This is a genomic window from Candidatus Neomarinimicrobiota bacterium (genome assembly GCA_034716895.1).
GTDB lineage: Bacteria > Fidelibacterota > UBA8477 > UBA8477 > JABMPR01 > JABMPR01.
Genome location: JAYEKW010000034.1, coordinates 1 through 5,372, shown reverse-complemented (window position 1 = coordinate 5,372; position 5,372 = coordinate 1). Strand labels below are relative to the sequence as shown.

The following is a 5,372-nucleotide window of genomic DNA, read 5'->3' as shown; positions in this document are numbered from 1 at the left end:
CTGGGATTTGGGGGGATCAGAGCGTTGAGAAAAATGGGTTATATGGATTTCAGTACCTACCATATGAATGAAGGACATTGTTCTTTTCTCACCTTGGAATTACTCAATGAATTTGATTGTAATGGGGCGGAAGTGATCAAACGCTGCCATTTTACCACCCATACACCAGTAGCTGCCGGTCATGATCATTTTGCAGCTGATCGTGTCAGAAAACTGATCGGTGATCTGTTGCCTGCTAATTTACAATTACCCTCCATGGTCGTTAATAGCAGGGTTCACATGACTGAATTAGGTCTTTACTTTAGCCGCAGTGCCAATGGAGTATCGGAATTACATGGTGAAATAGCCCAGACGCAATTCCCTGATTTTAAAATTGGTCATGTAACCAACGGCGTATTTCATCGTTATTGGGTGGGCAAGATCTTTCGTGAAGTTTTTGATGACTTTTTACCCGGTTGGCGTGAAGACCCCACCCGATTGTTGGAAATTGATTCTGTTCCAGATGAAGCTATCCTTTTTGCTCATCGGGGTCAGAAGAAATTTTTACTGGATTATGCAAATTCTCAGACACAACGAGCACTGGCTTATAAAACCTTGACCATCGGATTTGCCCGACGGGCAGCTGAATATAAACGGGCTCGTCTGATCTTTCATGATAAGGAAAGATTGATTCGCCTGGCTAAGGGCAACAAGATCCAATTCGTTTTTGCCGGAAAAGCTCATCCCCGTGACGATCATGGTAAAGAGATTCTAAGGGATATTGTCATCCAGGCCAGGGAACTATTAGGTGATGTGAAGATCATTTTCCTGGAGAATTACAATATGTGGTTGGGAAATTTGATCACGGCTGGTGTGGATGTTTGGCTGAATACGCCGCTGCGACCAAATGAAGCGTCCGGTACATCCGGCATGAAGGCCACACTTAACGGTGCGCCTAACTTGTCTATTCTGGATGGTTGGTGGGCTGAAGGGTGTCGGGATGGTGTTAATGGCTGGGCCATCGGCGATCCGGACCAGGCCAATGATGCTGCTGATGCTGATCATTTGTACCGTATTCTGGAAGAACAAGTTATCCCGACCTATTATGATGATCCACAAAAATGGCTGGGCTTGATGAAAGAATCAATCAAAACTGGAGTACAGTTCACTGGTACCCGTATGGTTCAGGATTACTTGAAAGAATATTATAAATAGATAGCCTATACCTTGCGAAGACTCTCAGCCTTCGCAAGGTTACAAGTCACTTTGTTCCTCCAGAAATTGGCTCATCTTGAAGTTTAAATAGCATTACAAATATTCTCAGGTTTACTGGAAAGGGCCAGTCAACGACCAGCCCTTTTTAGCTATTTAAAATGCCTCATGGCTAGTGTCTTTTGTGTTTCTCAAGCTTTCCTATAAAGTTGGTGAGCTTCCCGCGTTGCTCATCATTCAGACTGGCGTGGAACTCTGCATATTGAGTCAGCATGGTTCTCCTGAACTTGGATATGATACCATTTAGTGAGATATTCTCCAAAATCTCTGTGTTCTCCGCAAACACTGCGCCAGGGCTATGCATTGTTCGAAACTTCTAGAAAAATATTCCTTGCCAAACTATTACAAGAAAAGCAGGTTATGGTGAAGGAGACCATCCAAATGTTTCAAGCAGACCTGCTCAAAGGGAAAACAATATTTATTACAGGTGGTGGAACCGGATTGGGTAAATCCATGGCCAAGCGCTTTCTGGAATTACAGGCCAAGGTTGTGATTGCCAGCCGTAAAATGGATACATTGCAAGCCACAGCAAATGAACTCATGTCCGATACCGGTGGTCAGGTGTTCCCCCTGGCTCTTGATGTCCGGGACTACCGTGCTGTTGAGTCTGCCTTGCATGCTGCAGTTGAACATTTTGGATCAGTGGATATCCTTCTGAATAATGCCGCAGGTAATTTTGTGAGTCCTACAGAGGCTCTCAGTCACAAAGCCTTTGATGTCATCACCGATATTGTCCTGAAGGGATCCTACAATACAACCTTGGCCTTTGGCAAACATTGGATCAAACATAAGCAAACTGCCAGAGTCCTTAATATCGTCACGACCTATGCCACAACAGGGTCAGGTTATGTGGTTCCTTCAGCTATTGCTAAATCCGGAGTTCAAACCCTGACTCGCAGTCTGGCTGTTGAATGGGCTAAATTTGGGATAACAATGAATGCCATTGCACCGGGTCCTTTTCCGACTGAGGGAGCCTGGGAACGCCTTCTGCCACCTGGTCTGGAGAAGCAGTTTATCAATCGAATTCCGCTAAAACGCGTAGGCGATCATCTTGAATTAGCAAACTTGGCAGTATTCCTGGTTTCGGATCAGGCGCAGTATATCAATGGTGAAGTGATCACTATCGACGGGGGAGAATGGCTGAAAGGAGCTGGTGAATTCAATTTTCTGGATGTTCTGTCACCGGAAGAATGGCAAGCGATGGAGCGTCAGGTGAGGCAGGCAGGTAAGAAGTGAGAAGTAAAAAGTGAGAAGTAAAAAGTAAAAAGGGGCTTGGAATCCAAAAAAATCTGCGATTTTGCGGCTCTGCTTGCCATGGCGAAGCTTAGCGGAGACAGGCGAGAAAAGATATATTTTAAGTACGAAGTGTTCGGATTGGAGGAGTGGGGGATATTTTATTCATAAGAGCAATGCTGGAGGAAACAAAAATGAAATTTAGACAGATGTGGGGCTTTGCACTAATAATTCTGATGGTCCTGGGGAGTTGTGCCACCTCTTATGGTCCTCAAAAATTAGCCGGTGGTTACAGTGAACAAAATATTGATGATATTACTATCCAGGTCACCTTCGAAGGAAATCAGTATTCCACCGTGGACCAGATTCGTACGTATTTGACCTATCGCTGTTCAGAGCTAACGCTTGAACATGATTTTACTCATTTTATGATCATTAAAGATGATAGTTTTAAACATCTCGGTGCAGATGAATTGGAAGATGAGGGAATTACATTTACAACTACTACCAGCATGTCTGGAGGAGTGAATACCAGAGTGAGTTCTGGATTTGAAAAGTCCCCAACTGAAACTGCCATTGGTATTTTCACGATCAAGATGATGCCCAAAGCTGATCCCGTTTACGCAACTGCCAGTATTGATGCTCAAGTATTTATTGAGAGTAATGAGCATTTGATCAAGAGGAAAAAATAAGGTCAGTTTATTGAAAGTTGGATGTGCATTCAGGGTTAGTTGTCAACCTGTTTCCTTACGAAAATTGGGAGAATTCCGAACTATTTGCTCACTACTGCTTTCAGACTCTTGAGCTCAAGAAGCGAATAATCTTTTCCCTGTTTACAGGAGGGATGGGAAAATTGTCTGGGAACCAGTCCATCAAGACTTGATTAGGTTCCCATTCCAGATAACCTGCCTCATGCCCCCAATGCCCGCCACCGTTTGGACCATCTACAAAACTGAGGGTGTCATCAACATCATTGTAACTCGATCCAGATCGGTGATGATAGATAAACACCTGGCCAACGGGAGCCTTCACTGGTGATCTCAAGTCGCAGATAACCATCCGCAGCAGGACTGAATGGGATGGATCGCTCAAATTTATAGTTGAGATCAACCGCGTGGTATAGAATCGATTCCTGTCGATAGCTTAGATCTCCCCAGTACAGGGCGACATCCATCTCAGAACCAAATTCAACGGTGCTGAGTCCATTTATGGTGATGTTGATCTCCAGGTTCCGATTGATCTTGAGAATGTCACCAATGCCATATTGTACACCATTACTTCTAACGATTAGATCACCCACCGGTCCTGTGGTTAGTGCTGTTCGCCTGGCTTGCATTGCTTCAATGAGGTCGTTTGTTTGGGTGGAATCGCTTCGGAGCAGGGTGCGAGATTGGGCAAAGATCTGGTCTTCATGACTTCCCAGTGACCAAAGCGGTATTTTCACGTGCCAGTTACGGTTAAAATTCCCGTGGGCATCACTACCGCCATAGGCCGCTAGTTTCTGATCATTGAGCAGGGCATTTATCCACAGTTGGCGAGAGTCCTGAAAAGCAGTTGACGCTGGAGTTCCGCACAATATCTGAACCCCGTCGAGTAGTGGATTTTCGTGGTCTGTAGTTTCCCAGGATCCACGGTTTAAAAGGATACGGGGTAACCAGGGGAATTGGTATGCAGTATGCGCCCCAATTGAGACAGTGTTATCAGAGCGCTGAGCTAAAACCTGATCAATACTGAGTTGAGAACGGACTTTGGGCCAGTCGTCCCCACTGTCGCCACTACCAGGGAAGTAGACAGGATCATTATAATGCAGAAAATGAACGGTGGCACCCCGGGTATTGGAGACACTGATCTCTTCCCCGGGAATGATGGTGGGGCCATGGCTGACATTCATTTTTTCGATCTGGTGACGACTGTGGTGCCACTTGACCAGATCAGGGTCATTTACTAGATAATTATCAGGTTGGTCATCCAGGTCGTACGAATGGTCAGTGGCAGTCAGGAAATCCAACCCTAGTAATTGGGCGCCATGTTGCAACTGCTCCAATGCTGCGCCAAATTCGATCTGGTCATTGGTTAAAGAGCTATGGAGGTGAGTATCACCGGCCAGCCATCCTGGTAATATTGGTAATCTTTCATCTGCAATGGTGATGTGCAGTGGTTTTTTGGCAATTTGAGGATAATTATCCACTTCCATTTGGCGCAGCTGACCATTCACGATATAGTTGAGGATCGGTTTGATTTCTACTTCTCCGGAGGGCAATTGGCAATTGGTCAGAGCAAATTCAAGCTGACTTTGTTTTTCATTAACCATTTGCTGCAGTTGCCAACTCTGTTTGTGGATTTCATGGCCATCCTGATAGACTGTGATTGCTACTGAGGTAAGCTGTACCGGATACGTATGAGCCTCCTTGATTACCAGGAAAATGGTAGGGGTTTGCCCGGGTTGCAGTCGCCAGGGAGTATCGAAAATGAGCTCAGGCTCCCGCCTAAAATAACGACTGAATGGAATCCAGAATCTGAAGTGGGTTTCAGCATACAGTCCGATAAGCGGCAAAGTAGAAAAAAGGTCTGAACTTGTTAAATCAAGGAGGAAATTCATAAGCGTTCAATATGGCATTATCCCGCGAGATGCGGGAATAAAAAATCAGAAACATGCAATATGAGATCAGGAATCGTATTGAGGCGCGAAGGTCTTCAATGTCTCCTAATGGTCACATCTTGATCTGCCCCTTGACTCCAAGACCTTCAGACTTCAGACTTTTGACTTTGGACTTTGGACTTTGGACTTTGGACTTTGGACTATTCAGGATAAAAAGTTTGCCATGATTTCAGCCTCCGGTTAACTTCGCGCCACTTAAGAAAGAGAGTGGGACATCAAATATGGGTAG

General features: G+C 45.1%; 4 protein-coding genes. 3 read left to right on the top strand and 1 reads right to left on the bottom strand.

Annotated features, from left to right (window positions below; all coding sequences use genetic code 11):
- The 3 genes from glgP to U9Q77_02475 all read left to right on the top strand — a co-directional run.
- On the top strand, positions 1–1,194 hold a 1,194-nt coding region (glgP, locus tag U9Q77_02485), incomplete at its 5' end, for an alpha-glucan family phosphorylase (GenBank protein ID MEA3286232.1).
- Positions 1,195–1,632: 438 nt separating this feature from the next.
- Entirely contained in the window at positions 1,633–2,487 is an 855-nt protein-coding gene (locus tag U9Q77_02480) for an SDR family oxidoreductase (protein MEA3286231.1), read from the top strand.
- A 191-nt stretch (positions 2,488–2,678) separates the two neighbouring features.
- Positions 2,679–3,176 carry a hypothetical protein gene (locus U9Q77_02475; protein ID MEA3286230.1) on the top strand — a complete coding sequence of 166 codons (498 nt, stop codon included), beginning with the start codon at positions 2,679–2,681 and terminating at the stop codon, positions 3,174–3,176.
- A 278-nt stretch (positions 3,177–3,454) separates the two neighbouring features.
- On the opposite strand, the gene U9Q77_02470 is transcribed toward U9Q77_02475, so the two are convergent.
- Positions 3,455–5,083, bottom strand: coding sequence for a hypothetical protein (locus tag U9Q77_02470; GenBank protein ID MEA3286229.1), 1,629 nt, complete (start codon positions 5,081–5,083; stop codon positions 3,455–3,457).
- Between the last annotated feature and the right edge of the window lie 289 nt (positions 5,084–5,372).

Excerpts from the sequence above, each read along its gene's own strand:
- U9Q77_02480 (MEA3286231.1), top strand. The coding sequence starts at position 1,633 with ATGTTTCAAGCAGACCTGCTCAAAGGGAAAACAATATTTATTACAGGT.
- U9Q77_02475 (MEA3286230.1), top strand. The coding sequence starts at position 2,679 with ATGAAATTTAGACAGATGTGGGGCTTTGCACTAATAATTCTGATGGTC.
- U9Q77_02470 (MEA3286229.1), bottom strand. The coding sequence starts at position 5,083 with ATGAATTTCCTCCTTGATTTAACAAGTTCAGACCTTTTTTCTACTTTG.